The following is a 26,965-nucleotide window of genomic DNA, read 5'->3' on the forward strand; positions in this document are numbered from 1 at the left end:
CCCGCCCTGAAACAATCCTATGTTTAGTCTATGACATCCAATTTAGACGTGTAAAGATATGGGGGGGTTTGCTAGGGGGTGTGCTGTGCGGTGTCGATTTCTGACCGTGATGGCTGCGAGCTTGTGGCTGAACAATCCGGCTGTTGCGCTAGAGGGGCCCACCGTCGCCGGTCCCATCGGCGGCAGCGATATGAGCTCCGCAGTCCTGCCTCCTCCCGGCCTTTACGGTGGTCTATTTGCTGCCGCATCCGGCACGCTCGATTTTCACGATGGCGAGGGGCATACGGTGCCGGCTCTGCGTGACGCCCACCTGCGCAAGCAACAGTTCGGGCCATTCTTCCTGTACGTACCCGACGTAAAGGTACTCGGCGGGGCTGTCGGCGTTAGCGGGTTTGTTGCAGCCGGGAACCAGTGTGGCAGCCTGTTCATCGGCCAGGACAACGAGTGCGAGCAGGGCCTTGGAGATCCGTACTTAGAGGTCGACTGGTCGCGTTCGTTTGGATTCGTACGGCCTTCACGCGACCCTGGCGCCTATCCGATTCTGCAAGGGCTTTCTGTCCTGTTTGGTTTCGGCACGGTTTTTCCGTCCGGAACGTACGACGATGACGATCGCCTGGAACAGGTCTTGAGCATGGGCACCAACATTTGGGACTTTGCCCTGACTGTTGCGCTGACCTACACGACCGCACCCATCCTCGCTGAGGGGACCGAGTTCAGCGCCAAGCTTTATTGGAACCAGTATCTCGAAAATCCCGCGAGCCACCATTGGACCGGCGATGTCATGAATGTCGACTTCGCAATCACAGAGCACATTGGCCGCTTTCAGGTGGGCGTGTCCGGTTTTTACGGCTGGCAAGCTGACGACGACGAGCTGTTCGGGGTGCCCATTGAGCCCGACGGGCTGCGCGCCACGGCGCTCGTGCTCGGCCCCGTCGTCAAATACGATCTCCCAGAGTATTCGTCCGTGCTGAAGGCAAAGTTCCAGACTAACGCGATCGCGACAAACGCCACGCCCGCCTGGGTAACTGTCGTTGCCTGGTCCAAGAAGTTCTGAACGTATGCACCCCCCGTCAAAGCGTTATGCCGTGTATGCACTCAGCGCTTTCGTCCTGGTGAATGTCTTCGCGTTCGTCGATCGCCAGATCCTTGCCGTGCTGGCGGAGGATATCAAAGCCGACCTCGGACTTTCCGACGCGGAACTCGGCTTCATTTTTGGAACGGCGATCTCTGTTTTCTATGTGATCTTCAGCATTCCGCTGGCACGACTTGCCGATGTATGGACACGCAAGAACGTGTTGGCCGGTTGTGTTGCGGCCTGGAGCGCCATGATCTTCTTGACGGGATGTGCGCGAAGCTTTGTCTCGTTTGCCGTCTTTCGGGCTGGCGTCGGCGTCGGCGAGGCAGGTTGTTGGCCGGCCCTGATGTCGCTCATCGCGGACTATTTTTCACCTCGCTTGCGTTCTACGGCGATGTCGATTGCGGCGGCCGGCGTGCCAATCGGAGGCGGCCTTGGACTCCTGCTGGGGGGATACGTCCTTGACGCTTGGCATGGTCTCTATCCCGATCCGGCCAACGCCCCCCTCGGACTCAAGGGCTGGCAAGTTGCATTTTTCGTTGTCGCCGTTCCGGGCCCTTTTCTCGCATTATGGCTTTGGTCTCTGAGAGAACCGCAACGAGGGCAGAACGAAGGGCTCGTTGAAGCGGTCCCTTCGGGCGCACAGCCGCGCCCCTTTGTGGCAACAATCACAGAGCTCGCAGCGACATTACCAGTCCTTAGTCTCGTGCCCATGTCGCGCCACGCAGGGGCCGCGCGGAGGATTATCCTAAACCTCGCCATTGCGTTCGCACTAGCAGGGGGCGCCGCAGGTCTGATCGCCGTCACGGGCAGCCCAGCCCAATGGATTGCCGTAGCAGTGGGCGTGTACTGCGTGGCGACTTGGCTGCAGAATTTGGCGCTGCGCGATCCGGCAGCATTCGCGATGATCGTTAAGTGCCGCACCTTGACGTTCGCGAACCTCGGCGTTGCCGCCTACGTCTTCGTGATTGCGGGCATCGCGGGGTGGTTCGTCCCGTTTATGATACGAGCATATGACGCGACCGCGGCCGAGGCGGGCGCCATTGTCGGCGTCATTCTTGCCGCCTGCGGCCTATTCGGAAACGTTCTGGGTGGCGCTCTTGCAGACATTCTCGAAAGGCGTACGGATCGCGCAAAGATCTACGTAATGCTTCTTTCGTTGGCTCTCGCCGCGCCTGCAATCGTCACAATGCTCCACGCACAATCCAAGATGGAAGCCTATAGCCTCTTCGGGATATTCTACTTCGCAGCAACACTTTGGTACGGGATCGGCCCGGCGCTCGCCAACTCGCTTGTGACGCCACGCGTGCGTGGGATCTCGACAGCGTTCTATCTCATCGTCTTTACCTTGCTGGGCGCTGCGATCGGGCCATATACGATGGGGTTTGTTAGCGACTCGTATGCGGCGTCGGGAGTTGATGCCGGAGAGGCTTTACGGAAGGGTATTCTTTTAGGGTCGGTTATGCTCGTACCAGCGGGGATTTTGTTGTCGCTGGCTGCGGTTTTCTTGCCCGCCGATCAGGCCGCGCTGTTGGACAGGGCATCGGGTTTTGGTCCGCGTCAGGCGCGTGTCGCCTGCTGATGCCGCACTTTTAAGTCCGCGTCGGATCAGGAACGGACAACGGTCAATGTTTCGCTGCTCGAAGCGCGGGCGCCACGGTGAGCGCATGGTCGCACCATGCAAGAGCCTCTCCGACAGTCGCCGCCGACGGCGCTTCGGGCAGGGCCGGACGCTGGATCATCACGACCGGAATACCGAGGGCCCGCGCCGCGGCGATCTTGCCGTAGCTCGCCTCGCCCCCGCTGTTCTTGGACACGATAAACTCTATGCCATGCTGCTGCAGAAGAAGACGGTCGCCCGCTTCGCTAAACGGCCCGCGCGCGGTCACATAGACAGCGTTCGGAACGGTGAGCGGCGGATCGATGGGATCGACGCTGCGAAGGAGATAGGCGTGGTGTGGCGCGCTTTCGAACGGCGCGATGTCCTTGCGGCCGAGAGCGAGAAACACACGGGCCGGGTGCTGCCCCAAAGTCGCCGCCGCATCGGCGACCGTAGCGACCTCTGTCCATGTATCGCCCGGTACAGCCATCCAAGGCGGACGTCGTAGCGCCAGAAACAGGACGCCCGTCTCGCGTGCCGCCTGATCTGCGTTTAACGAGATTTGATCCGCGTAAGGGTGGGTCGCATCGATCAGCATGCCGATCTTTTCCGCTTCGATGAAGCGGACAAGACCGTCGGCGCCACCGAACCCGCCAATACGTGTCGGTACGCCTTGGGCGCGGGGCGCGGCCGTGCGGCCGGCCAGTGATAAAATGATCTCAGCGTCACCGCGCGAATCGAGCGCGCCGGCGAGTTGGCGCGCCTCCGTGGTCCCTCCGAGAATGAGGATCTTCATGTTCGGTCCTGGTCGGTTTGCGGCGGAGACTGCCCCATCGCAGGGGTGCCTGTCCATTGCCGCTACCGGCCCAGGCCGTTCAACTACGTTCGCCGTGGATAAAGTGCTCCAGTTGCTCGATCACGAATTGCTGGTCGCTGATGACGGAGTTGACCATGTCGCCGATCGATACGATCCCGACGACGCGTCCTCCCTCCAGCACGGGCAAGTGCCGAACGCCTCGTTTGGTCATGATCGCCATGCAGTCTTCGACGGTATTGTCGGGCCGGACACAGGCAACGCGCGTCGACATGATGTCGCCGACCAATGTGTCCGACGAGGTCCGGCCCAACAGCGCGATCTGGCGCGCGTAGTGCCGCTCCGTGATGATGCCGACGAGCTTCTCCCCTTCCATCACGACCAGCGACCCGATGTCGTTGTCTGCGAGCATCCGCAGGGCGTCGAACACCTTGGCGTTAGGATGAATGACATGAACATCGTGTCCCTTGATGTCGAGAATGTGCTTCACCAAAGTCATCCCGCTACCATTTGGCATCGTGGAACCACACGAAGCATGCAATGCCATAAGGCCGTCGTTTGCGGATTTGCTCATATCGAATGTCCTCGGCAATAAACGGTTGGCGCATCAGAGTTGGCCCGGTCAGACCACCACCTTGCGGTACAAGTGCCAGGTTGCATGTCCGAGTACCGGCATCACGACGATCAGGCCGATGAAGGCCGGCAGCGATCCGATAGCCAGGCTGACCGCAACGACAAGGCCCCATACCGCCATGGTGACTGGATTCTTGGCCACCGCGCGGACAGAGGTGATGACGGCTCTGTAGAGTCCGACATCGCGGTCGAGCAGCATCGGAAATGACACGACACTAATCGTCAGAACCAGCACCGCGAAAAGGAAACCGACGCCCATACCGGCGACGATCATCCACCAGCCCTCGGTCGTAGTGAAAACGTCGCTCGCGAAGGCGGCGACGGAAACCGGCGGCTCGGGACCGAGGGTGAAGTAAAATATGGCGTATGCCGCGGAGAGCCAGAGCGCGAAAATCCCAAGAAGTCCTAGCCCCAACAATACGGCTGCGCCGAACGCCGGCGCGTGAACGACACCGAACGCGTCGCCCCAGCTAATGGCAGTGCCTTTCTCACGGCGGCGGCTCATCTCATATAGGCCCAATCCTGCCACGGGACCGATGAGCACAAACCCGGACGCGAGCGGAAACAGCAGCGGCAGCGCGTTGTTGCCGACAGTCAGCCAGGCGAGCAGGAGCCCAATCACCGGGTAGACGAGGACGAGGAAGATGACGTCACTCCGATACGCCTCGAAGTCGTCGATACCTTTTGCTAGGGCGTCACGGACATCGGCGACGCCAATGCGGCGCACCTTCGGTAAGGGGGCGTTGCGCGCTTTGGCGCTCCCCAGCAGCGCGTGCCCGACCGATTGCATCGAGACCGCGGCATCGGCTACGTGATCCCAAACCCATTCGATCGGATTTCTGATGTGTTGTGCGTCGGCCATCGTCGCTCCTCCCATGAAATTGGTCCGAGCGGGAGCGGATCACCCCCCGATGACTTGCCAGATCGCGTGCCCGCAGGCGAACCGCGTCGAGATGCGCAATTATACTCCTTTTCCTGCCGCAAGTCGTGCTGCGACGCGGTAGCCGCGCGGCGGTCTCGTATTTCCATGTCTCGGCGACTCGGATAGGGTCGAATACCCGCCAAGCCACTGTGTTGGCTTTGATTTTTTCTGCGGGCAGCCGATTGGAGACAGCCCGACCGATAAAAAGGAGGAGACGCGGTGACGTCTAATGCGAACGCCATCATGCAGTACTCGTTCCTGTACGTATTTGCCAACGACGGAACGATTGACGCTCAGGAATTGGCCATGCTCGAAAAACTCGCGCTTGAGGATGGAACTGTGGACGATCAGGAGCGGGACATGCTCAGCCGGATATTCGCCCGCGTGACCGCGCAGTCCGTATCCCCGGACGTGTGGGATGAGATCTGCCGTTTCAAAGCGAAGTACCAGATAGCCTAACGCCCGTGGACAACGGCACACCCTGCAACCCGGGCGAGAATGACGACAACCCTGCCGTGATCTGATACAGCCTAGCCATGACGTCGAAAGACACTGCCGCTCGCGCCGCCGCCGCGCTGGAACCTTTGCTGATCCCTGGCGCGGACCCCGCCGAGGTGACCGCCGCGATCGAGAAGGCCTTGATTGAGACGGCAGACGGCGGAAACGCGGATGCCTCGGCGCGAACCGCGCGGCTGCTCTCCGCCTCGCCTGCGGTGCTCTACTCCTTCAAGGCGCGCGATGACTTTGCGCCCACCTTTGTGAGCGACAATATCGAAGGCCTGTTCGGCTATGCGCCGGCGGATTATCTCGGCAATCCCGGCTTCTGGCGCGAGCGCGTTCATCCCGACGATCTCGAGCGCCTCGATGCCGATCTCGAGACTCTCTTCGAGACGGGTGAACTGACCGTCGAATACCGCTTCCGTCACAAGGACGGCACCTATCGCTGGGTGAACGACGAGCAGCACTTGATCTACGACGCACAAGGAGCGCCGAGTGAAGTAGTCGGGTCCTGGAGCGACATCAGCGCCCGTAAGAGCGCCGAGGCGCGGGAAGACGCGACACAGGCCCGCCTCTCGACACTTCTCGAGGCGGCCCCGGCCGTCATTTACAGTTTCAAGGCGCGCGATGACTACGCGCCTACCTTCGTCAGCGAGAATATCAAACGGCTCCTGGGCTATTGCCCGGAGAAATACATGGAGCATGCGGACTTTTGGCGCTCCCACGTCCACCCCGACGACCTCGCAGACGTCGAAGCTGAAGGCGCTTTGATTTTCGACAAGGGGCGCCAGGCCACCGAATACCGGTTCCGCAAACGCAATGGCAAGTATATCTGGGTCAGCGACGAGCAATATTTGCTACGCGACGAGCACGGTGAACCCGTCGAGATTGTCGGTTCCTGGACCAACATTTCCGCGCGCAAGACGGCCGAAGAGGCCGAAAATGCGGCGCGCGCCCGTTTCGACCTGATGCTCCACAGCGCTCCGGCCGTGGTCTATAGCTTCAGCGCGACGGGGAGCTTCGCGCCAACATTTGTCAGCGGCAACATCAAGCGCGTCTTGGGTTACGAACCCGACGACTATTTGAAACAGGCGGATTTCTGGCGCTCCCACGTCCACCCCGACGACCTCCCGGCGATCGAGGCCGGTCAATCGGAGCTGTTCGACGTGGGGCGCAGGGTCTCGGAATATCGCTTCCGCAAGGCCGACGGCACCTATTGCTGGGTCAGCGACGAGCAGACGCTCATCAAGGACCGCAACGGTGTCCCGCTCGAAGTCATTGGCTCCTGGTCCGAGGTGACGGAGCGCAAGACGGCCGAGCAAGCCGCCCTTCAGGAGCGCGAGCAACGGCTGACCGACGCCATCGAGACGATCTCGGAAGGATTCTCTCTTTACGACTCCGAGGACCGTCTCGTCCTGGGCAATCAGAAATATGGCGAGCTGTTCGACGCCGGCGACGGACCGCCCGCGCCCGGCACCGCCTTCGAGACGATCCTGCGCGAAGCCGTCGCCCATGGCCTTATCGCCGATGCCAAGGGGCGTGAGGAAGGCTGGCTCCGCCAGCGCCTCGACGAGCACAGATATCCCGGCGAGCCCATTCTTCAACGCCGGTCGGACGGCCGCTGGCTGCAGATCAGCGAGCGCCGCACGGAGACCGGCGGCACGGTGGCCGTCTATAGCGATCTCACCGACATCAAGGAGAGCGAGCGCCGCGCCGCGGCGGCGAACCACCTCATCCTGCAGAGCCTGCATTATGCCAGCCGTATCCAGTCAGCGGTTCTTCCCGCACGGCGCGAGCTCGAAGCCATCGCGGCGGATCACTTCCTCATTTGGGAGCCGCGGGACATCGTCGGCGGCGACTTCTTCTGGTTCCAGCCCGTTGAAGACGGCCATGCGATCATGGTCGGCGATTGCACGGGTCACGGCGTGCCTGGCGCCTTTATGACTCTGATCGCCTGGGGTCTGCTCGATCGCACGGTACGCGATGCGCCCGGCGGCCCGAGCGCCGTGCTGTCCGGCCTGCATCAGGGCGTGCAGAGTTTGCTCGGCCAGGATGAGCAGCAGGGCGAAACCGACGACGGGCTGGAAGCTGGAGTCTGTTTCGTCGACCTGAGCAAACGACAGATAACATTCGCCGGTGCCCGCTTCTCTCTGTGGCGGTCAAATCGCGAAGGCGTTATCGAGATCAAAGGCGATCGCGAGGGCCTCGGCTACCGGCGTTATCGGCCAGACACGAGATTCACGAACACCACGTTCGCGTATGGTTCAGGCGACGCGTTCTACCTCACGACCGATGGGCTTATCGAGCAGATCGGGGGACCGCGCGGCCGCGCCTTCGGCAAACAGCGGTTCCGCGACCTCTTGCATGAACTGCGCGATGCTCCAATGAATGAGCAGGAAGAAAAGCTGCGCGACGCCTTCGAGAAGTTTCAAGGCGATCAGAGGCGGCGCGACGATCTGACGGTTTTGGGCTTCATCCCTCATGCCTAGGAGGCCTCTATGCTAGCCGGCCAGTTGATGGATTTGCGGTCGATGCTGCATCAGCAAGGCGTGATCTTCGCCTATAGCGGCTATGTGACGGAACCGGTGTTGTCCGGCGTCGGCGAGGCGCTCAAGCAGAAACTCACCATCGACGATGCCGACACCAAGACTTTGCGGAGTGTCTTCGCCGTGTTCGTCGAGCAGATGCAGAACATCATCCGCTACTCTGCCGAAAAGGCGCGGCAGGAACTCCCACCTGCAGATGAGAAGGGCGCACTCATGGAGATGCGTTACGGCATCCTCACGATCGGGCGCGAGGGCGGCGACTACGTGGTCTGCGCCGGCAATCTTGTGCGGAAAGCGGACGTTGCGCGGCTTGAGGAACGTCTTGAAAAGATAAGGAATATGAGCAAAAACGACCTGAAGATTCTCTACAAGGAACAGCTTCGCGCCGAACCCGAGCAAGGCAGCAAGGGGGCCGGTCTCGGTCTCACGGAAATCGCGCGGCGTGCCTCGAAACCCATCGAGTACGACTTCGCCAATGTCGATGGCGACTACGTCTTCTTTGCCTTGAGAGCGACGATCTGAGGTCCGAATTGATGCGCGATCCTTTGAACATTGAGCAGACCTCCCGCACGCCGGCCGTGGTCTTCGACTACGCAAATAATCACCTGAAGCTGTCCGGCGAGTCGTATCCGGAGGACGTGACCGAGTTTTACCGGCCGGTCTTCAACGCGCTCGACGACTATCTCGGTTCGCTGGGCGAGGGCCGTTGCCGTTTCGACTTCGAACTCATCTATCTGAACAGCTCCAGCGCCAAGGCCGTGATGATGCTGATGGACAAGCTCGAGGATGCCGCCAAGAACGGCGCCGACGTGGATGTCTACTGGTTCTACGACACTAACGACGACACGATGCAGGAGCTGGGCGAGGAATTCGGCGAGGACCTCGAGAGCGCCGTGTTCCATCTCGAGAAGATGGCCGGCTGATGCCTTCGGACGATCTCTTCTCGGGCGAAGAGAAGGTTATCGCCGAGGCGCAGAAGCTCCTCGAGGACGGCCGTTTCGCCGAAGTCGAAGACAGCAAGCTCTACGAAGGTCTGCTCAAGGACTATCAGAAGCTGTTTCGCACCACGCGGCGGCTGATGCGTTTGAGTGACCGCAATGAGGAACAGCTCAACGCGCTGAGCAAGGAGCAGCAAGAAGCCAACGCGGTCATCGCCAAAAAGAACAAAGAGCTGAACGCGCTGGCAACCAAGCTGTCGAAATATTTGTCGCCTCAGATCTACCACTCGATCTTTACCGGCGAGCAGAGCGTCGAAATCGCCTCCAGCCGCAAGAAGCTGACGATCTTCTTTTCCGACATCATGAATTTCACCGAGACGACGGACAGGCTGGAGTCCGAGGACCTCACCAACCTGCTCAATCGCTATCTCACGGAAATGACCAACATCGCGCTCGAGTACGGCGCGACCATCGACAAATATATCGGCGACGCCATCATGGTGTTCTTCGGCGATCCCCAGTCGAAGGGCATCAAGGAGGATGCCTGCGCCTGTGTACGCATGGCCCTCGCAATGCTCAGGCGCTTGAGCGAACTCCATACGGAATGGCTGGAGCTCGGCGCCACGGAGCCGTTTCACCTGCGCATGGGCATCAACACCGGTTACGTCACCGTGGGCAATTTCGGCGGCGACGAGCGTATGGACTACACCATCATCGGCAGTTGCGTGAACGCCACCGCGCGTCTGGAGTTCCATGCCGACACGGACAGCATTCTGATCGGCCACGAGACCTACGCACTGGTGAAGGACGAGGTGGACGTGGAGGAGCGCGAGCCGATCAAGGTCAAGGGATTCGCCGAACCGCTCCGCTGCTACAAGGTGCTCGGGCTTTACGAGGACCTTGAGCGCGAGGGATCCGTCATCCGTGAGGAGCAGGATGGCTTCAAAGTGCTGCTCGACCTGAAGAAGCGCGAGCGTACCGAGGCCATCGAAGCGCTGCAGGCCATCATCGAGCGGCTCAAGCCGTAGTGCCTGCGGCGCCAGTTGTGCCGTCCCGATCGCAGCGACAATGGGGGCGAGATCAGTGCGGGGATAACCGCTCGCCTCTGAGGCAAATGTCTATTAAGACCGCGGCTGCGCCCGCCTCGAGTAGGGCGAAAGGGTGTGCTGTCGCGGACCTTAAACGACGATAAAAAGCTATAGTGCCTGTCCGGAAGACTGCCGAGCGGCGCGAGCGATTAGGAGAGAGCATTCTCGATGAAAGACGCTGATTGGATCGAGCGTTTCGAGGGATTGAGCCGTCTCCCAGCTCCGATCAAGGACGTGCTGGTGAGCCGCAGTCAGATCGTGAAGGTTCCGGGCGGCACCAAGGTCTTCGGCCCCGGACTGGAGCCGGACAACTTATTGCTTCTGGTCGAAGGCACGGTGAAGGTGTCGCAGACCTCCGAAAGCGGGCGGGAAATCGTGCTTTACCGGGTCGAGGCCGGACAAAGCTGCGTCCTGACCACCGCCTGCCTCCTCGCGCACGAGGCCTATGCGGCCGAGGGGGTGGCGGAGACGGATGTCACCGCCGTGGCGATCCCAAGGGCGGTCTTCGACGAGCTCGCGGCTACCTCGCCGCAGTTCCGCACTTTCGTCTTCGCGGCCTATGCGCGGCGCATCACGGACCTGTTTCGCGTCATCGACGAGGTGGCTTTCGGCAAGATCGACGTGCGTCTGGCGGACCGGCTTGTGGGGCTTGCGGGAGGCTCCGGAGAGCTTGAGGTCACCCACCAGCAGCTTGCGACCGAGCTCGGCACGGCCCGGGAGGTGATTTCGCGCCAGCTCAGCGAGTTCCAAAAGCGCGGCTGGATCCGCCTCTCACGGGGACACGTTTCGTTGAGTGACCCACAGGCCCTGGAGCGGCTGGCCGCCTCCGCCTGACGTTTTCACGCCCCGGTTGGGGCGTATGTGACTACATCACCGACAGTCCCCACCCGACCCGGTAAATTCCTGGCGAACTCAACCCTGGAAGGGCTCCGCCATGACCGCGAATGTCGGCACAATCGACCGGATTTTCCGCGCCGCACTGGGCATTGGATTGCTGTGGTTCGCGTTTTTCAGCGGTCTGCCGCTCGCCGACAGCCCGGTCTGGAAGTACGGCACGGCCATTCTTGGGGTGGTGATGCTGATCGTGGCCGTCGTTCGCGTCTGCCCCGTTTACAGCATTTTTGGCCTGAGGACGTGTGCCTGAAGACCGGTGAGGCCGGCGGTGGCTGGATGTCCCGGCGCTACCACAAGCGCGCGGGGTCGCCCCAGCCGGCCGGGTCCGGGCACCTATCTTGGAAAGGACTACTCTCGTGACGAACTACCCGATCGACATGACCGTCCATCCGGAAGTTGAATCCTTCTTCGACGAGCCGACGAACACGATCAGCTACATCGTGAAGGACCCGACATCCGACTCCTGCGCCGTAGTGGACAGCGTCATGGACCTCGACTACGCGGCCGGCCGCATTACCCATGACAGTGCTGACGCGATCATCGCCCGCATCAAAGAGCGTGGCCTCAAGCTCGAGTGGATCATCGAGACTCATGCCCATGCCGACCATCTGTCGGCGGCGCCGTACATCCAGCAGGCGCTCGGCGGCAAGATCGGCATCGGTTCCAAGATCATGGTCGTGCAGGAGACCTTCGGAAAGTTCTTCAACGAGGGCACCGAGTTCCAGCGCGATGGCAGCCAGTTCGACGCGCTGTTCGAAGATGGCGACACGTACATGATCGGCAACCTGCAGGCATTCGCCATGTACACGCCCGGCCACACACCGGCCTGCATGGTGCACGTCATGGGCGATGCCGCGTTCGTGGGCGACACCTTGTTCATGCCGGATGGCGGTTCGGCCCGCGCCGATTTCCCCGGCGGGGATGCCGGCACGCTGTACGACTCGATCATGAAGGTGCTGAGCCTGCCGGACGAGATGCGGCTGTTCATGTGCCACGACTATGCGCCGGGCGGACGAGACTATGCCTGGGAGACCACAGTCGCCGAAGAGAAGAAGAACAACATCCATGTCGGCGAAGGCAAGACCAAGGAGGACTTCATCAAGTTCCGCACCGAGCGCGATGCAACGCTCGGCATGCCCCGGCTGATCATTCCCTCGCTCCAGGTGAACATGCGCGGCGGCGAGGTGCCGAAGGACAAGGACGGCAAGCCGATGCTCAAGGTCCCGGTTAACGGGCTATAGTCGGAGAGGCGGATATGGAACTGAAACGCATTTCAGAAGCGCTGTCGGTCAGCGGCCAGATCACCCCGGCCGATGTCGCCGAACTCAAAGCGCAGGGCTTCCGCTCGATCGTCTGCAACCGGCCCGACGGCGAAGGCGCCGATCAGCCGACCTTCGAGGAAATCCACGAGGCCGCTGACGCGGCCGGACTCGAAGCGCGCTATCTGCCGGTCAAGTCCGGGCTCGTCCAGGACGACGATGCCGTCGCCTTCGGCGCGGCCCTCCGTGAGCTTCCGGGACCCGTCTTCGCCTACTGCCGCACCGGCACGCGTTCGGTGACGTTGTGGTCGCTGAGTCAGTCCAAGGCGATGCCCATGGCCGACATCCTGACGGCGGCCAAGGCGGCGGGCTACGACATGAACGGCGTCGCCCGGCGCATCGCCAATGGCGGCAAGACACCAACCGACACCGGCGATGCCAAATACGACATTGTCATAGTCGGCGGCGGGGCAGGCGGCATTGCCGTCGCCTCCAGCCTGCATGTGCGCAGTCCCGAACTCGACATCGCGATCATCGATCCCGCCGAGATCCATTATTACCAGCCAGGCTGGACCATGGTCGGCGGCGGCGTCTTCGAAGCGCAAGATACGGCCAAGACCATGGGCTCGCTCATTCCCCGCGGGGTTCACTGGATCAAGGCCGCGGTTGCCGCCTTCGAGCCCGAGAACGATGCGGTCATTCTCGACGGCTGTCGTGTGGTCAAATACGACCGTCTCGTCGTCTGTCCCGGACTCAAGCTCGACTGGGGCGCCGTCGAGGGTCTCGAGGAGACACTCGGCCGCAACGGCGTCACGTCGAACTATCGCTACGACCTGGCGCCCTACACCTGGGAGCTGGTGCAGCGGATGAATAAGGGCCGCGCGATCTTCACCCAGCCGCCGATGCCGATCAAATGTGCGGGCGCGCCGCAAAAAGCGATGTATCTGTCGGGTGACGCCTGGTACCGCCGCGGCGTTCTGAAAGACATCGATATCCAGTTCAACAACGCGGGCGGCGTCCTGTTTGGCGTCAAGGACTATGTCCCGGCGCTCATGGACTACATCGAGAAATACCACGCCACGCTGAACTTCTTCCACAATCTGGTCGCCATAGATGGCTCGGCCAAGACAGCGACGTTCAAAGTCGCCAAGCCGGACGCCGAGCCGTCGACCGTGACCATGGATTTCGACATGATCCATGTGTGTCCGCCGCAGACGGCGCCCGACTTCATCCGGGTGTCGCCGCTCGCGGACGCAGCCGGATGGGTCGATGTCGATCAGACGACGCTGCGGCACAAGACCTACGACAACATTTGGAGTCTGGGCGACGTGATGAACGCGCCCAACGCGAAGACGGCGGCGGCCGCACGCAAGCAAGCGCCGACGGTTGCCGAGAATATCGTCGCCGATATCGCTGGCGGCTCCGCGGTGGCGCAGTATGACGGCTACGGCTCGTGCCCCCTCACGGTGGAGCGCGGCAAGATCGTGCTGGCCGAGTTCGGCTATGGCGGTGCGCTCAAGCCTAGCTTCCCGAAATTCTTCATCGACGGCACGAAGCCCTCGCGGGCAGCCTGGATTCTGAAGGAGAAGATGCTGCCGCCGATTTATTGGTGGGCCATGCTCAAGGGCAAGGAGTGGATGGCCAAGCCCGAGCGGCTGTCGGTGGCCGCGAAGTGACCCGCGAAAAATGATCGCTCGGCTCCGCAAGTTCATTCCCGTGCTCGACTGGGGCCGCACCTACAACGCGGCCGCATTCTCGAACGACCTGGTCGCGGCGGTGATCGTAACGATCATGCTGATCCCGCAGTCGCTGGCCTATGCGCTGCTTGCCGGCCTGCCGCCGGAAGCCGGTATCTATGCCTCGATCGTGCCGATCATTCTGTATGCGATTTTCGGGACCTCACGCGCCCTGGCCGTCGGTCCCGTCGCCGTCGTGTCGCTGCTCACGGCGTCGGCCGTCGGTCAGGTGGCCGAGCAAGGCACGGCAGGATACGCGGTCGCGGCCTTGACCCTCGCACTTCTGTCGGGCGGCTTCCTGCTGACACTCGGTATCCTGCGGCTGGGATTTCTGGCGAACTTCCTTAGCCACCCGGTGATCGCCGGCTTCATCACCGCCTCGGGCATCCTGATCGCCTGCAGCCAGCTCAAGCACATCCTCGGCGTCGAAGCGGGCGGCCACACGCTGCCCGAGATGATCGGCTCGCTCGTGACGCATCTGGGTGAGACCAATCTCATCACCTTGGCCATCGGCGCCGGAGCCATCGCGTTTCTGTTCTGGGTGCGTAAAGGACTAAAGCCGCTCTTGCGCTCGCTGGGGTGCGGGCCGAAGCTGTCCGACCTCATCACCAAGGCCGGCCCCGTGGCGGCGGTCGTCCTGACGACGCTGATCACTTGGGCGTTCGTCTTGAGCAGCCAGGGCGTGTCCATCGTGGGCGAGGTGCCGCAAAGCCTGCCGCCGCTCACCATGCCGGGGCTCTCGCCCGGCCTGATTGCCGATCTCGCCATCCCCGCCGTCCTCATATCGATCATCGGCTTCGTGGAGTCCGTCTCGGTCGCCCAGACACTCGCTGCCAAGAAGCGCCAGCACATCGATCCGGATCAGGAGCTGATCGGCCTCGGTGCCGCCAATCTCGGCGCGGCTTTCACGGGCGGCTATCCGGTGACCGGCGGTTTTGCACGCTCGGTGGTGAACTTCGACGCGGGCGCCGAAACGCCCGCCGCGGGCGCATACACGGCCGTCGGCCTCGCGATCGCCGCCGTCGCGCTCACGCCGCTCGTCTACTTCCTGCCCAAGGCCACCTTGGCCGCGACCATCATCGTCGCCGTACTGAGCCTGGTCGATTTGTCCATCCTCAAGAAGACGTGGGGCTACTCGAAGTCCGACTTCTCCGCCGTCGCCGCGACCATCGTGCTCACGCTGTTGCTGGGCGTCGAGATCGGCGTCGCGACCGGCGTCGCCATCTCGGTTCTGCTGCATCTCTACAAGACGTCGCGGCCGCACGTGGCGGAGATCGGCCTCGTGCCCGGAACGCAGCATTTCCGGAACATCAACCGGCACGACGTCGAGACCGACCCCACCGTGCTGATGCTCCGTGTCGACGAGAGCCTCTACTTCGCGAACGCACGCTTTCTCGAAACCCTGATCTTGGAACGGGTGACCGAGGGCTGCGCCATCCGCAACGTCGTCCTGATGTTCTCGGCGGTCAACGCTGTCGACTACTCGGCCCTCGAAAGCCTCGAGGCGATCAACGAACGCCTCACCGACATGAACGTCGGCTTCCACCTTTCCGAGGTGAAGGGCCCCGTGATGGACCGGCTGCAAACGTCCCACCTCCTGCAGCACCTCAACGGTCGCGTGTTCCTGTCCCAATACGACGCCTGGGTGGCCGTCTCCGGTCGTCCTGTCGAACCGGTTGGTCGTGCCATGGCCGCCGCTTGCTGATCCTGCCGTTCAGGTCGCCGCGTTCTGAGTCCCGCTGCGCGGCACGGATACTGTGAAAACCGAGCCGCGCCCTGGCGTCGAGGTTACGTCAAAGCTGAAACCTTGTTCGCGCGCGAGCCGTGAGACGACGGCAAGACCGAGCCCCGTGCCGCCGGTCTCGCCTTTCTGGTAAGGCTTGAGCAGGCGGCCGGCTTCTTCCTGTGTCATGCCGGGGCCCGTATCGCGGATTTCGATGCGAACGCGGTCCTGCTCTCGCCGACAGCCGAGCAGGATGCGTCCCTGGTCGGTGTACTTCACTGCGTTGGACACGAGGTTGCTGACGATCCGCATGAGACCAATCGGATCGGCGGTCACGTGGAGGCTGCTGGGAACCATGCGAAAGCCCAAACCTTTCTCGTGCGCCTCGGCTTCGAACATTCGGGCCACGTTTCCTAGGACCACGGAAACTGGAAAGTCCTCCGCCGCCGGCTTGTCTTGCGTAGCCGCCGCAAAGCTCGCGTGGGGGTCGTCCATTTCGCCATGGCCGTCGTCCACCGTCGAGGGCCGGGTGTCTTTCAAGTTCCGGTCGATCAACTGATCGAGATAGGACAGGCTTCCGGCGATCTTGTCGCGGTCGAGGCCCGCGAGAGTTTCCATCTGCCGCAACGCCATGCGCAAGGAGGCGAGGGGCTGCTGGATGTCGTGCGCGGTAGTCGCGAGCTGATCGCGCCGCCGTTCCGCCAGCTGCACCGCGCGTGCATGTTTCTGCCTGGCCTCTTGGAGCGCCTCGACCGCCGCCAGCTTCTCCTTGGTCTCGACGATTTCGCGGCGCATGGCCTCGTCGCGTTCGCGGCGAATACCGAGAAGGTTCGCGAAGATGGCGAGAGCGAATGCGGTCCCTTCCAGGCCGAGTGCGTAGCGCGCACCGTGTCCGATCATGTCCTGCGAAAACTGGCCGGGCAACGCATAGCTCACCAGACCGACCAGGATCGGCGCAACGACGATGAGAGCACCGGCGAGAAAGAAGCGTCCGCCCGCTTGGCCGCGCCGGACCGCGGCGACGCCTGCAGCAACGTAGAGCGATGTGCAATAGACGGCGAGCGCGAGCGCGATGAATTTGAACCAGGACGCTTCGAACAGCCAGAAAGACGACGCGAACATCAGGCCGGACGCAACAAGGCCGCCAAGAAAGAGTGTGTTCAGTGTCGGGTGGTTATTCGGCGCATCCACGAACGAACGGGCAAATTGCAGACCGCTGGCGGCCCAGAGGGCGCCGATCGGAATCACCGCCATGGAATTCCACGCCGGCGATTTGGGCCACAGAAACTGGAAGCCGTACCCGTCCGTCTGGAAGAGGTAGAGAGCGGCCGCGCAGATATATACGCCGTAGTACAGCGCGGCCCGTGAGCGTAGCGCCGTGAGATAGATGACGCTGACAAGCGTCATGCCGAGCAGCAGCCCCAGAACCAGGAAGTTGTGCATATCTTCCTGGTCGACCTGCGCGAAGAAGTAGTCGGGGCTCTCGACAGAAAGGATCTGTTGCGTCGCGGCCTTCGAGGCATAGGCGATCAGCAGTCCTGCGCGCTCGTGCGCGCCGAGCCGGAACGTCGCGACGTGGTTGCGATAGGCCAGCTCGCGCGCTGCGAACGGCTCGTCAAGCGTATGAGACAGGATCTCGACCGGCGCACCGAACCCGTCGCCGGTTTCCGGAACGACGTAGACCGCCAGCGCATCGGACAGGGGATTGCTCAACAAGAGCTTCCACGTGCCCGCCTCATCCGAAGCGTTCTCCACCTCGGCCCACAGCCAAAACCGGGCTTTGGTGAATCCGAAATCCACGATGGTCGTCTCGATTTGCTTGAATCTGTCGGTCGAGACGAGATCGAGGGCTTGCTCGGCGCTGAGTGCGTGCTCGCCATCGATCAGGTAGCGAACATGCGGCGCCAAGTCGGCATGAAAGTCCGTGCGCTGAAGCTGCAAGGGCGTGTCGGGGTCCGCCCATGCTTGAGCCGCACCCAGAAGCCCTGCTAACAAAATGAGGCAGGCTTGCCAGGACCAATGGCGGTATAGTTGCGGGCGCTGCGTGATTGCGGCTTGCCGGTGCGCTGAGCGGGGGGTGTGGGAATGGCTCATGACGGGTTACCGAAAGTCAGCGCAACCGCGATCGTTGCGGACGACCACAAATTGCTGCGCGACGGCATCAAGCAAATCCTTCAGTCCGTGGACGGTATCTCTATTGTCGCCGAGGCCCAGGACGGCCTTGAAGCAATCAGCCTGGTGCGCCAGCACAAGCCGGATCTTCTGACCTTGGACATGGCCATGCCATACGCGCAAGGCCTCGAGATCTACGAAGAAGTGCGGCGCTGGAGCCCCGAGACGCGCGTCATCGTCTTTACGGGGCTGACCTCGCTCGGTCTTCTCAGCGAGTTGGTCACGGCTGGCGTCGATGGACTCTTCGCCAAGCGCGGCGATCCCGACGAGCTGAAAGACAGCGTTTCCGTCATCCTGAGTGGAGGGAAGGTGATCGCGCCCGAGATCGTGACTCTTCTGGAAGAGGGGACGCCGGCGAGCAGCCTGACGGCGCGCGAGCGGCAGATTCTCAGCCTCGTCGCGACGGGCCTTTCGAACAAGGAGATCGCGGCCCGCCTGGGCGTCAGTCTGAAAACCGTCGACAATCATCGCACCAACCTCATGCGCAAGCTCGACGTGCACTCCATCGCGGAGCTTCTGACCTACGCGCTGCGCGAGGGGCTCCTCGAAGGGTCGGATCAGCTGTGATTCGGCCATTGCGGGGACGTTTCCATGCTTCGGTCTCGTGGTCCATTCTTGGACGGGCTTGGAGCGCTCTCTGTAAAGGGATCGCAGCTTCAATTGAGAAGAGGCTAAAGCGAGGCTGGGGCCGGTGCGATAGGGTGGATCCCCTATATGAAGTGGGCGGGGCCGCGCGCGGCAGATGTCGGGACGCTAGTCGTTATTCGGCGCGTTAGTTCGTGGCCAGCTTGGCGCGGACCTCTTGGGTTTTCTTGAGTTCCCGAGCCGCATCGGCGGCGGCCAGGGTGGCGCCCCCGTCGGCGTAGCGCTTCTGTGCGTTGGCGAGCAGATCGGCGGCCTCGTCGAGTTCATCGTCCGTTCGCTCGAGCGCCGCGAGGTCCGTCAGCGTCTGGGCAAGCTGCACCTCCGCATAGGTCCGCTGCACGGCGAAATCCTTGCCCGTATAGACGGGCAGGGTGGAGAGTTGCATTTGCTTGGCCTCGCGCAAAAGGTCTGGCTCCCCTTCGAGTGCGCCCAGCTCGCTCAAGGCGCCCGCTTTCGCCAACTCGGTTTGCGCCTTCAGGTCGGGCAGATCGATCGCAGCAAGCTTCTCCTGCGCCGCCTCAGCCGCGGCAATAGCGTCCCGGAGTTGGCTCGCATTCTTGTTGCGCTCGCCAGCGACGCGCTTACCGTTGGCGAGGTACAGCTTCGCCTCTGCAAAGCCTGCCAAATTGCCGAGTTCAAGCATGATGTTCGCGGCCGCTTCGCAGGCCTCGAAGCTCTGCTTCAAGTGCGCCATGGCCGTCGGCGACAGCCGGTCGCCTTTGGGATCGAATCGATAGCCCGCCGCAAGGTGTCCCATGCAGGCGCCCCGCTTTAGCGCGGCCTCTTCCTGTACAGCCAAGCCCTCTTGAAACTGTATGCAGTTCGCCCGATCCTCGCCGGCCATCGACGCGCAGGCTGCCGCGGGTGCGGGTCTGTCCAGCCGCGACGCGCTGAGGTCATCCACGAGCGCAAGGCTCTTCTCCGCCCCCGAAACGCCCGAAGCGAAAACGGCGTCCGAGAACAACAGCGCCGCCAGTTGAATGGAAATACCGTCTGCTTCGTCGTCGCGCCCATGCGTTTCGAGTACGGGAAGGACGGCCTGCATGTGCTCGATGCTCCGCTTCAGCGCGGCTGCATCCACGTCCCATTCGGCCCGCGCGAGTTCCGCAGTCGCCATCAAAGTCCCGAAGCGCACGGCGTCGCGCGGCGCCGCCTCGGGCGACACCGCATCGAGGGCATCGGTAAAGTTCGCGATGCTGGCGTCCAATAGTGTCTCGGCTTCCTCGCGTGGAGACAGCCGGGCAAGCGCCAACTGGGCTTCACCCAAGTAACTTTGAACGCGCGCGCGGGACAGCGCGTCATGCGTCGCCGGCAGCTCGGCGAGTACGGTCTCGAACTTCTCCGAGGCGGTGGCGTAGCTCTTCTCGGCCTCGTCGTTCTGGCCAGCGAAGGTCTCGATATCACCGGCCAGTTTCGCCAGCAGACCCGTGAGATACGCGTACTCGACCTTGCCGAACGTGCCGTCCGCGTACCCCTCGTCGAAGGTCCGGGAGGTCTGATCGACCAGGGACATGATCGTGGCTGCGTCGTCGGGACTCATCTGATCCACGACCGCCGAGAACTGTGAGACGACGTCGGCGATGATCTCTGCGGCGAGGAAGGGCTGCGTGGTGAGAAGGCTTTGGTCCTTCTCAGCGTCTTGGTTCGGAAAGAGGTCGGTCAGGACCTGCATGGCCAGGGAGCTGTTTCCGTCAGCCAACAGCGCGCCGCCGATCTGCGCACGTGCCATTTTGATGTTCTTGTTGAGTTCGGCGCGCGTTTCGTCGTCGAGCGAATCCGGAAGCTCGCTCTGCAGCGTCTTGAGGCGCGCCATCCGCGCATAGAGGTCCTGCGCCCGGCCCGGCGACAGATAGCCGCCACGCTGACTCCAGGCGCTCGCTCCGGCGCCCGCGACCATGCCCGCCAGGGCACTGCCGATCTGCTCGGAGAATTCGCTCGGAATCTTGATAGGGTACAACTCGGGTTGAGCCGCTCGGGATTGAACCTGCGGTTCGCGGGTCAGGATGCGCAGCTCGAGCATCTTTGCCGTCGGCAGAGCCCGGCCCCAGATCAGCAGGTCGGCTTTCTGTTCCTTGAGCCATTCGCGACCTTGGGCGTTGGCCTGGATAATGTTCTCCGACAGGCGGCCATGCTCCGGCAGTTCCAGCTTTTTGGGATAGAGATTGACTTCGACGCTCGCGCTTCCATCCGCGTTGATCGGAAACTGGTGTTCCAACGCGCTGCGGACGCGAGAGGCGTACTCGTTGCCAGGATCGTTCTCCAGACGTGCCAGGAGAATCCCCACGCGGTCGCCCAGGAAGGGTTCCGGGGCCCACATCACCTCGTCCCTGTACTCCTGGTAAAGCCCCTCGCCGAACGCCCAAATCAGGGTGAGGGCCCCGCCGATGACCGTCCAAACGACAGGACTCAGGAGCGGGTGTTCATACCAGCGCCGCGCCGGTGCGGCAGGCGGCGGTGCGGCTGCAGCCGCCGCCGGCGTCGAGCGGCGCCTCGGCTTTGCCGCGCGCTTACGGGCGGTCGGAGTAGCCTTTTTCTTTGCGGTTGCCATGCGCCTCACGCCAGATAGTGCGTCCCGTGGGCAGGCTACAATATGGTTGGGCATGAAAACAGGGGCGTCAGCGCTTGACTGTGGTCGCGCGTAACGGATGATCGTTCCGGGCGAGGTGAGCTGACAGTCCTGGCTCGCATGACGGAATCGTGTCGTGCGATGCGAGGCATAGGACTCGTATGAGCCAGAGAACGGGTGCCACACATTCTATGCTCGGTGCGGGTGCCGCGAGGGCCCGGGGTTTACGGAGCCCGATCCGGCTCGGCGCGCGCGCGCTTCTCGTGGCCGGTCTTTTGATGGCCGCCGGGCCCGCGACCCAGGCGGCGGAGTCTCAGCATCGAGCAATCCCCAGTTATTGTGCCAATGCGAAGTCTTCGGGCCTGCCTCTTCCGACAAGTCTTCCGCAGGATGATTACGAGTCCCGGCTCAAGGCCTTCGTGAAAGACCGGCGCTATGTGAATCTGGGCTGGTGCGTCGACAAAGAGACGGCGGGGAATCTCGTCCGCGACACGGGGCCTTTTATCGACGGGGTCTATTACGGCACTCATCCCGCGGTGCGAGTCTACTATTCGCCTGAGGCCATGGCGTGGATCACCGGCAACCGGGAATCGCCGATGCCCGATGGCGCCATCATCGTCAAAGAGATGTTCCCGCCGCCCGCGGCCCGCTACGAAGGGCTGAGCGAAGATGAGGTCGTGGACAAGCTCTCCAACTGGACCGTCATGGTCCGGGACGCCGCCGGCGCCAAGGACGGCTGGTACTGGGCCGAGTTCAGCCGATCGGGCGATCAGGCCCACAATGAGCCCTTGGTGCACTTGAACTACCCCGATGCGGGCTTTGGCCAATACTGCGTTCGCTGCCACGCATCGGCCAAGCATCAGTCGACCTTCTCGACTACGCGCAACATCAAGGGCTTTCCGGGCGAACCGATCCGCTACCGCGTCGATGACTCATGGCGCGAGGGCGCGGTGGCGGCGCCTCATGTCCATGAGCCGAAGAACACCCAAAGGGGCTCTCATAGGATGGCGGGGCACGGACTTTCCGAGTTCGGCAAGGCGCCCCCGCGGCTCGGGTCGCCGAATCCCGAGTTCATCGCCCTGTTCTCGCCCGGACGCTTTCCGAAAGACGCGCCGCTGCAACTCCTCCCCAAAGAGACTGGAGATCGCGTGGTCGCGCCAGGGAAGGGCAAGCCGGGCTTTGTCACCTCCGATCAATGCATGAGCTGTCACGGGGGTCTGAATAGCCAGGGCCTGTCGGGTCCCAACCTGTTCATTGCGCTGAGCCCTGAATACGGCGATGGCTATAATCTCTCACATTACGGCGAATGGCGATGGTCGCCCATGGGGCTCGCCGGCCGCGATCCCATTTTTCACGCGCAACTCGACAGTGAGATTTCGCTCCTCGAGAAACAGTTCTCTTCGGACCCGGAAAAGGGCAAGACCTATGTGCGCCATTTGGAGAATCTGTGCTTCAGCTGTCATGCGCCCATGGGGCAGCGGCAGCTCAGCCGCGACGCCGAGACGCTGGACCTCGATCCCCTTTTCAAACGGGAGTACCTGTTTCTCACCGAAGACCACCGCGACGACCCGTATTACAAATACGGTGCGCTCGGCCGCGACGGTGTGAGTTGCGCGCTATGTCACAGTGCCCGGTCGGACAAGTTCGCCTCGGCCGATATCGGCAAGTTGCGCGCCTACCTGACAGAGGTCACGACAGGCCGCCTGCCGAGGGGCGAACTGGGCGAGATCTACGGGCCTCTGAAGGAGGACGACATTGCCGCCGAGCCCATGAAGAATGCGCTCGGGCTGACACCCAAGCACGATCCCTTCATCAAGAGTTCGCGCCTATGCGGGTCATGCCACACGGTCAATCTCCCTAATGTGGATCAGCCGATTCCGCCCGATCAACGGACCATGCTCGACGATCTGCCGAACGACGCCCTATTCCGACCGTTCAAACACACGATCGAGCAGGCGACCTATCTCGAATGGCTCAATAGCGCTTATCAAGACGAGTATCCCGAGTTCAACAAGACGCCCCAGCATGCGCAAAGCTGTCAGGGGTGTCATATGCCGGAAGGCTTCACGAGCGCCGACGGCAAGATCCATGTCCAACGTTTACAAGGACGCATCGCTTCCGTTCAGGACCACACCCACCCGGAGGCCGACCACCTGGTCGAAGCCGACGGCATCAACGTCCGCTATCGCGAGGAGGGCATCAGCCGTCACAAATTTCGCGGCCTCAATGCCACGCTCCTGATGATGTTCGAGCAGTTCAACGGCATGCTCGGCGTTCGCAAGGACGATTTCATGACGGGCGCCAAAGGGCTTTCGCAAGCCCTCGAGGGCTACGTCCAGCAGGCGCGCGACAATACGGTCGATCTCGAAGTTCAAGCGGCGTTCGACGGCGCCAACAGTCTCACCGTCGACGTGGACGTCACCAACAAAGCAGGGCATCGATTCCCGAGCGGGGTCGGTTTCCGGCGCGCGTTCCTCGAGCTTCTGGTCGTTGAGGATGGCGTGGATGGGGAGCGCACTCTGTGGAGCTCCGGCAGGACGAATACCGTCGGCGCGATCGTCGATGGCGACGGCAACGTTCTGCCCACTGAGTTCTTCGACCGCGATGCGGACGGGAAAGAGCAGTATCAGCCTCATCACGAAGTGATCTCGCGGCAAGACCAAGTGCAGATCTACGAAGAACTGATCCAGGACACGAAGGGCGACTTCACGACCAGCTTCATTCGCCGCCACAAGCACGTGAAAGACAATCGGCTCTTGCCGTTGGGCTGGCAGCTGCGCGGGCCTTTCCCCGATCGCTACGCCGAGCTCGAATACTATATCGAAGCTACGCATCCCGGTCAGGATGCCATACGCGACCCGGACTATACCGACGGCAAGGGGAGGGACCGTATACGATACGAGATCTCTCTGCCCGAGGGGACGGACCCCGACAAGGTGAGCGTTCGCGCAACGCTTTTCTACCAGTCCATTCCGCCCTATTGGCTGCGCCAACGTTTTGAGACCGCACCGCATATGCCGGCGACACAGCGTCTTTACTACATAGCGAGCCACTTGAATCTCGACGGGACGCTTCTCGAAGACTGGAAGCTGCGTCTCGCGTCGGTGACCGCGAAGCCCTCTCGTTAGACTCCAAGCGAGTTTCATGGTTGCGTGCGGTCATGACGGAGGCAGCACGTTCTCCAGGCTGAGGGGCAAAAAAGCGTGACGCGGGGTGGTCAGCGGTGGAGATGAGCAGGGCGCGTCGCGTATTGTCGATCGCGGCGCTGGTCATTGCCGGCGAGTCTGTCTTTCTCCTTCCCTTTGTGCTTGCGCGCGTTTTCCGCCCGACACTCCTCGAAGTTTTCGATCTGACCAACTTGGAACTGGGCACGGCCTATTCCGTGTACGGCGTCGTGGCCATGGCCGCCTACTTCTTCGGCGGCCCGCTCGCGGACAAGTTTCCCGCGCGCATCCTGTTGGCTGTCGCCTTGGTATCCACCGCCGCGGGCGGCCTCGTGATGGTGACCGTGCCGTCGTTCACCACGCTGGTGATGCTCTATGCGTATTGGGGCGTGACGACCATCGCCCTATTTTGGGCGCCGTTGATCCGCGCGACGCGCCAGTGGGGCGGCAAAGACGAGCAGGGCCGCGCCTTCGGCTTTCTCGACGGCGGTCGCGGGTTGCTGGCGGCCTCGATGGGCTCGATCATGGTGCTGCTGTTCGCAGGACTGCTTCCGGCCGACAGTAACGCCGCGACGCTTGCGGAAAAGACCGACGCCCTGCGCCGGATTATCCTGGTTTTATCGGGCATGACCTTTGCGGCTGCGGTTCTGGTCATGTTTGCGATTCCCCATAGAGACCCATCCGAAACAGCCGCGGGAGAGCCTTTGTCTCTGAGGGGCGTAGCGCGCGTGGCAGCCATGCCGACGGTGTGGCTGCAAGCCGCAATCATCCTGTGCGCCTATGTCGGCTTCAAAGCGATTGACGACTTTTCGCTCTACGCAAACCAAGTCGTCGGGCTCGACGAGGTTGACGCTGCGCGCGCCGGCGTCTTGTCGCTGTGGATACGCCCGTTCGCTGCTGTGGGAGCAGGGCTTCTGGCAGACCGGATCGGCGCTACTACCATGACGGTGAGTTCCTTCACGCTGCTCGCGCTGGGTAGCCTGATTTTGGCGAGCGGGCTGATCGGGGCCGGGATGGTCTGGGTCTTCCTGCTCACGATCGTCTGCACAAGCATGGGCATCTTCGCTTTGCGTGCGCTTTATTTCGCGATCATGCGGGAGGGAAAGGTGCCGCTCGCTTACACGGGCGCCGCTGTCGGCCTTGTGTCCGTGATCGGCTATACGCCGGATGTCTTCATGGGCCCGCTCATGGGCTATCTGCTCGACCAATCGCCGGGTGCGGCTGGGCATCAACACGTCTACTGGGTCGTCGCGTGCTTTGCGCTGTTCGGGCTGATCGCCAGCTGGCGCTTCGCTCGACAAACGTCGAGCGCGCGCTAGCGGGGACGGATGGACCGCCGCCGGCCGATCTCGGCCGCTGCGGTGATCCGGACGCGTCCAGGTTCCGTACCCTGCAAGTCCCGTGTTCCACCTCGGCTCTGGAGAGGTAACCATGTCGCGTGCTTTTTGCCTGATCGTCCTGCTCATTGCGCTCGCCCCCATGCCCGTCCACGCAAAGTCGCTCACGGCTGCGGAAGTCCTCGACGAGATGCTCAACAAGACAATCGTGACGCGCCAATTCGGGATGAACGTCACCATGCGCTATCGGCCCGGGGGTGTCGTCTCGGCCAAGGCCTTGATTGGGTCGGTGGATGGCACTTGGCGTGCCAAAGGGAACAAAATCTGTTCGACCTTTCCGAGCGGGCCCGCCAAGGGCACGAGCTGCGTGAGCTTCACCCGCGTCGGGCCCAATCAATATGTGAGCTCCGAAGGCGTCCGCTTCCGCGTCCTCGACTGATCCTGACGGCATCGCAGGCCGGCACGAGCCGAAAGACGAGGCATGTGCCCGCTGCTTTAGTGCCGCCCCCTCTTGCCACGCCGTCGGGCGCCTGCCAATTCTGTCGCCATCGGTCTTCTTACGCGGCGGAGCACAATGCCACGTACACTGGTGAGATTCTGTCTCGGCCTCGTCGCGGGGGCACTTGCATGCCTTCCGGTAAAGTCTGTCCGCGCTGCAGAGGCAACGGTTGCGGTCGCCGCCAATTTCACGTCGGCCGCGAAGCAACTCGGCGCAGCCTTCGAGAAGTCGACGGGGCATCGTGTGGTGTTCAGCTTCGGATCGACCGGGCAACTCTTCACCCAGATTGCGCATGGGGCTCCGTTCGATGTCTTCTTGGCGGCGGATGAAGCGCGTCCGCAGCGGGCCGCAGCAGAGGGGCTAGGCGTCGCGGGAACGCGTTTCACATACGCGATCGGGGTCCTTGTTCTTTGGAGTGCGGACCCCGCTCGGATCGACGGCACACCGGCGGTATTGTCTGACCCCAACCTGCGCCACGTCGCCATCGCCAATCCGGCTACCGCGCCCTATGGCGCGGCCGCGATCGACACGATGAAGGCGCTCGGCGTCCTCGAGGCGCTTGAACCGCGGCTCGTAGAGGGGAAGAATGTCGGTCAGACCTATCAGTTCGTGGCAACGGGCAATGCGCCGGTGGGCTTTGTCGCCGCCTCGCAGGTCAAGAACAACGACACGGGTTCAAGTTGGACCGTGCCCGACGACATGTACCGCCCCTTGCGGCAAGATGCGGTTCTCTTGACGCGTGGCCGCAACAACGAGGCAGCCAAGACCTTTCTGGCGTACCTGAAAGGCTCCGAAGCCCTCAAAGTCATCGAGGGGTTCGGATACAAGATGCCGGGAGAGGACTAAAGGGGGACTG

The 26,965-nt window shown here is 62.4% G+C and carries 22 protein-coding genes; 17 read left to right on the forward strand and 5 right to left on the reverse strand.

The features are described 5' to 3' along the window. Nucleotides 1-85 precede the first annotated feature (85 nt). Together GL4_RS06160 and GL4_RS06165 are read left to right on the forward strand one after the other, a co-directional pair. Nucleotides 86-1,054 (forward strand): SphA family protein, encoded by a 969-nt coding sequence (locus GL4_RS06160; protein ID WP_172653308.1) that lies wholly within the window; start codon nucleotides 86-88, stop codon nucleotides 1,052-1,054. Between the two features lie 31 nt (nucleotides 1,055-1,085). Beyond that, nucleotides 1,086-2,657: an MFS transporter gene (locus GL4_RS06165; RefSeq protein WP_045365680.1), complete on the forward strand. Its 1,572-nt coding sequence runs from the start codon at nucleotides 1,086-1,088 to the stop codon at nucleotides 2,655-2,657. A 43-nt stretch (nucleotides 2,658-2,700) separates the two neighbouring features. On the opposite strand, the gene GL4_RS06170 is transcribed toward GL4_RS06165, so the two are convergent. The 3 genes from GL4_RS06170 to GL4_RS06180 form a co-directional block, all read right to left on the reverse strand. Further along, entirely contained in the window at nucleotides 2,701-3,471 is a 771-nt protein-coding gene (locus tag GL4_RS06170; RefSeq protein WP_045365683.1) for a cobalt-precorrin-6A reductase, read from the reverse strand. 79 nt (nucleotides 3,472-3,550) lie between these two features. Then, complete coding sequence (locus tag GL4_RS06175) at nucleotides 3,551-3,988, reverse strand: CBS domain-containing protein (RefSeq protein WP_045365686.1); 438 nt, start codon at nucleotides 3,986-3,988, stop codon at nucleotides 3,551-3,553. A 123-nt stretch (nucleotides 3,989-4,111) separates the two neighbouring features. Then, nucleotides 4,112-4,984, reverse strand: a complete 873-nt coding sequence (locus tag GL4_RS06180; RefSeq protein ID WP_082025519.1) for a DUF2189 domain-containing protein — start codon at nucleotides 4,982-4,984, stop codon at nucleotides 4,112-4,114. Nucleotides 4,985-5,263: 279 nt separating this feature from the next. Here GL4_RS06180 and GL4_RS06185 point away from each other — a divergent pair, with 279 nt between their 5' ends. The 10 genes from GL4_RS06185 (at nucleotide 5,264) to GL4_RS06230 (ending at nucleotide 15,708) form a co-directional block, all read left to right on the forward strand. After that, nucleotides 5,264-5,503, forward strand: coding sequence for a hypothetical protein (locus GL4_RS06185; protein WP_045365689.1), 240 nt, complete (start codon nucleotides 5,264-5,266; stop codon nucleotides 5,501-5,503). Nucleotides 5,504-5,580: 77 nt separating this feature from the next. Further along, on the forward strand, nucleotides 5,581-8,031 hold the full coding sequence (locus GL4_RS16630) for a PAS domain-containing protein (RefSeq protein WP_052464181.1): 2,451 nt from the start codon (nucleotides 5,581-5,583) through the stop codon (nucleotides 8,029-8,031). A gap of 9 nt (nucleotides 8,032-8,040) precedes the next feature. After that, the gene (locus GL4_RS06195; RefSeq protein WP_045365692.1) at nucleotides 8,041-8,610 is read left to right on the forward strand and encodes a SiaB family protein kinase; all 570 of its coding nucleotides are present in this window, start codon (nucleotides 8,041-8,043) and stop codon (nucleotides 8,608-8,610) included. A gap of 11 nt (nucleotides 8,611-8,621) precedes the next feature. After that, nucleotides 8,622-9,011, forward strand: coding sequence for a DUF1987 domain-containing protein (locus tag GL4_RS06200; protein WP_045365695.1), 390 nt, complete (start codon nucleotides 8,622-8,624; stop codon nucleotides 9,009-9,011). Continuing rightward, a complete protein-coding gene (locus tag GL4_RS06205; protein ID WP_052464183.1) occupies nucleotides 9,011-10,054 on the forward strand; it encodes an adenylate/guanylate cyclase domain-containing protein in 1,044 nt (347 codons plus the stop codon). Before GL4_RS06200 ends, GL4_RS06205 begins: the two co-directional genes overlap by 1 nt. A gap of 228 nt (nucleotides 10,055-10,282) precedes the next feature. Then, entirely contained in the window at nucleotides 10,283-10,948 is a 666-nt protein-coding gene (locus tag GL4_RS06210; protein WP_045365698.1) for a Crp/Fnr family transcriptional regulator, read from the forward strand. Nucleotides 10,949-11,048: 100 nt separating this feature from the next. Next, nucleotides 11,049-11,258: a YgaP family membrane protein gene (locus GL4_RS06215; protein ID WP_045365701.1), complete on the forward strand. Its 210-nt coding sequence runs from the start codon at nucleotides 11,049-11,051 to the stop codon at nucleotides 11,256-11,258. Nucleotides 11,259-11,385: 127 nt separating this feature from the next. After that, a complete protein-coding gene (locus GL4_RS06220; protein ID WP_045369619.1) occupies nucleotides 11,386-12,249 on the forward strand; it encodes an MBL fold metallo-hydrolase in 864 nt (287 codons plus the stop codon). 14 nt (nucleotides 12,250-12,263) lie between these two features. Next, nucleotides 12,264-13,943, forward strand: coding sequence for a bifunctional protein tyrosine phosphatase family protein/NAD(P)/FAD-dependent oxidoreductase (locus GL4_RS06225; RefSeq protein WP_045365704.1), 1,680 nt, complete (start codon nucleotides 12,264-12,266; stop codon nucleotides 13,941-13,943). 10 nt (nucleotides 13,944-13,953) lie between these two features. After that, the gene (locus GL4_RS06230; protein WP_045365707.1) at nucleotides 13,954-15,708 is read left to right on the forward strand and encodes a SulP family inorganic anion transporter; all 1,755 of its coding nucleotides are present in this window, start codon (nucleotides 13,954-13,956) and stop codon (nucleotides 15,706-15,708) included. 9 nt (nucleotides 15,709-15,717) lie between these two features. Here GL4_RS06230 and GL4_RS06235 read toward each other — a convergent pair whose 3' ends face one another. Beyond that, nucleotides 15,718-17,721, reverse strand: a complete 2,004-nt coding sequence (locus tag GL4_RS06235; RefSeq protein ID WP_208430902.1) for a sensor histidine kinase — start codon at nucleotides 17,719-17,721, stop codon at nucleotides 15,718-15,720. Between the two features lie 90 nt (nucleotides 17,722-17,811). On the opposite strand from GL4_RS06235, the gene GL4_RS06240 reads away from it, so the two are divergent. Next, nucleotides 17,812-18,465 carry a response regulator gene (locus GL4_RS06240; protein ID WP_045365713.1) on the forward strand — a complete coding sequence of 218 codons (654 nt, stop codon included), beginning with the start codon at nucleotides 17,812-17,814 and terminating at the stop codon, nucleotides 18,463-18,465. A gap of 205 nt (nucleotides 18,466-18,670) precedes the next feature. On the opposite strand, the gene GL4_RS06245 is transcribed toward GL4_RS06240, so the two are convergent. Next, the gene (locus GL4_RS06245) at nucleotides 18,671-21,091 is read right to left on the reverse strand and encodes a hypothetical protein (protein ID WP_045365716.1); all 2,421 of its coding nucleotides are present in this window, start codon (nucleotides 21,089-21,091) and stop codon (nucleotides 18,671-18,673) included. Nucleotides 21,092-21,270: 179 nt separating this feature from the next. Here GL4_RS06245 and GL4_RS06250 point away from each other — a divergent pair, with 179 nt between their 5' ends. The 4 genes from GL4_RS06250 to modA all read left to right on the forward strand — a co-directional run bounded on the left by GL4_RS06250 (nucleotide 21,271) and on the right by modA (nucleotide 26,955). Next, complete coding sequence (locus tag GL4_RS06250) at nucleotides 21,271-24,237, forward strand: cytochrome P460 family protein (protein WP_082025522.1); 2,967 nt, start codon at nucleotides 21,271-21,273, stop codon at nucleotides 24,235-24,237. A gap of 101 nt (nucleotides 24,238-24,338) precedes the next feature. Then, the gene (locus tag GL4_RS06255; RefSeq protein WP_045369620.1) at nucleotides 24,339-25,592 is read left to right on the forward strand and encodes an MFS transporter; all 1,254 of its coding nucleotides are present in this window, start codon (nucleotides 24,339-24,341) and stop codon (nucleotides 25,590-25,592) included. Nucleotides 25,593-25,704: 112 nt separating this feature from the next. Beyond that, a complete protein-coding gene (locus tag GL4_RS06260; RefSeq protein WP_045365722.1) occupies nucleotides 25,705-26,049 on the forward strand; it encodes a hypothetical protein in 345 nt (114 codons plus the stop codon). 135 nt (nucleotides 26,050-26,184) lie between these two features. Further along, the gene (gene modA, locus GL4_RS06265) at nucleotides 26,185-26,955 is read left to right on the forward strand and encodes a molybdate ABC transporter substrate-binding protein (protein WP_045365725.1); all 771 of its coding nucleotides are present in this window, start codon (nucleotides 26,185-26,187) and stop codon (nucleotides 26,953-26,955) included. The last annotated feature ends 10 nt before the right edge of the window (nucleotides 26,956-26,965 follow it).

Origin of the sequence: Methyloceanibacter caenitepidi (assembly GCF_000828475.1) — a bacterium.
GTDB classification, from domain to species: domain Bacteria; phylum Pseudomonadota; class Alphaproteobacteria; order Rhizobiales; family Methyloligellaceae; genus Methyloceanibacter; species Methyloceanibacter caenitepidi.

Excerpts from the sequence above, each read along its gene's own strand:
- GL4_RS06225 (WP_045365704.1), top strand. The coding sequence starts at position 12,264 with ATGGAACTGAAACGCATTTCAGAAGCGCTGTCGGTCAGCGGCCAGATC.
- GL4_RS06245 (WP_045365716.1), bottom strand. The coding sequence starts at position 21,091 with ATGGCAACCGCAAAGAAAAAGGCTACTCCGACCGCCCGTAAGCGCGCG.
- GL4_RS16630 (WP_052464181.1), top strand. The coding sequence starts at position 5,581 with ATGACGTCGAAAGACACTGCCGCTCGCGCCGCCGCCGCGCTGGAACCT.
- GL4_RS06230 (WP_045365707.1), top strand. The coding sequence starts at position 13,954 with ATGATCGCTCGGCTCCGCAAGTTCATTCCCGTGCTCGACTGGGGCCGC.
- GL4_RS06170 (WP_045365683.1), bottom strand. The coding sequence starts at position 3,471 with ATGAAGATCCTCATTCTCGGAGGGACCACGGAGGCGCGCCAACTCGCC.
- GL4_RS06200 (WP_045365695.1), top strand. The coding sequence starts at position 8,622 with ATGCGCGATCCTTTGAACATTGAGCAGACCTCCCGCACGCCGGCCGTG.
- GL4_RS06260 (WP_045365722.1), top strand. The coding sequence starts at position 25,705 with ATGTCGCGTGCTTTTTGCCTGATCGTCCTGCTCATTGCGCTCGCCCCC.
- GL4_RS06250 (WP_082025522.1), top strand. The coding sequence starts at position 21,271 with ATGAGCCAGAGAACGGGTGCCACACATTCTATGCTCGGTGCGGGTGCC.
- GL4_RS06240 (WP_045365713.1), top strand. The coding sequence starts at position 17,812 with ATGGCTCATGACGGGTTACCGAAAGTCAGCGCAACCGCGATCGTTGCG.
- modA (WP_045365725.1), top strand. The coding sequence starts at position 26,185 with ATGCCACGTACACTGGTGAGATTCTGTCTCGGCCTCGTCGCGGGGGCA.
- GL4_RS06205 (WP_052464183.1), top strand. The coding sequence starts at position 9,011 with ATGCCTTCGGACGATCTCTTCTCGGGCGAAGAGAAGGTTATCGCCGAG.
- GL4_RS06180 (WP_082025519.1), bottom strand. The coding sequence starts at position 4,984 with ATGGCCGACGCACAACACATCAGAAATCCGATCGAATGGGTTTGGGAT.
- GL4_RS06220 (WP_045369619.1), top strand. The coding sequence starts at position 11,386 with ATGACCGTCCATCCGGAAGTTGAATCCTTCTTCGACGAGCCGACGAAC.
- GL4_RS06210 (WP_045365698.1), top strand. The coding sequence starts at position 10,283 with ATGAAAGACGCTGATTGGATCGAGCGTTTCGAGGGATTGAGCCGTCTC.
- GL4_RS06175 (WP_045365686.1), bottom strand. The coding sequence starts at position 3,988 with ATGACTTTGGTGAAGCACATTCTCGACATCAAGGGACACGATGTTCAT.
- GL4_RS06195 (WP_045365692.1), top strand. The coding sequence starts at position 8,041 with ATGCTAGCCGGCCAGTTGATGGATTTGCGGTCGATGCTGCATCAGCAA.
- GL4_RS06215 (WP_045365701.1), top strand. The coding sequence starts at position 11,049 with ATGACCGCGAATGTCGGCACAATCGACCGGATTTTCCGCGCCGCACTG.
- GL4_RS06255 (WP_045369620.1), top strand. The coding sequence starts at position 24,339 with ATGAGCAGGGCGCGTCGCGTATTGTCGATCGCGGCGCTGGTCATTGCC.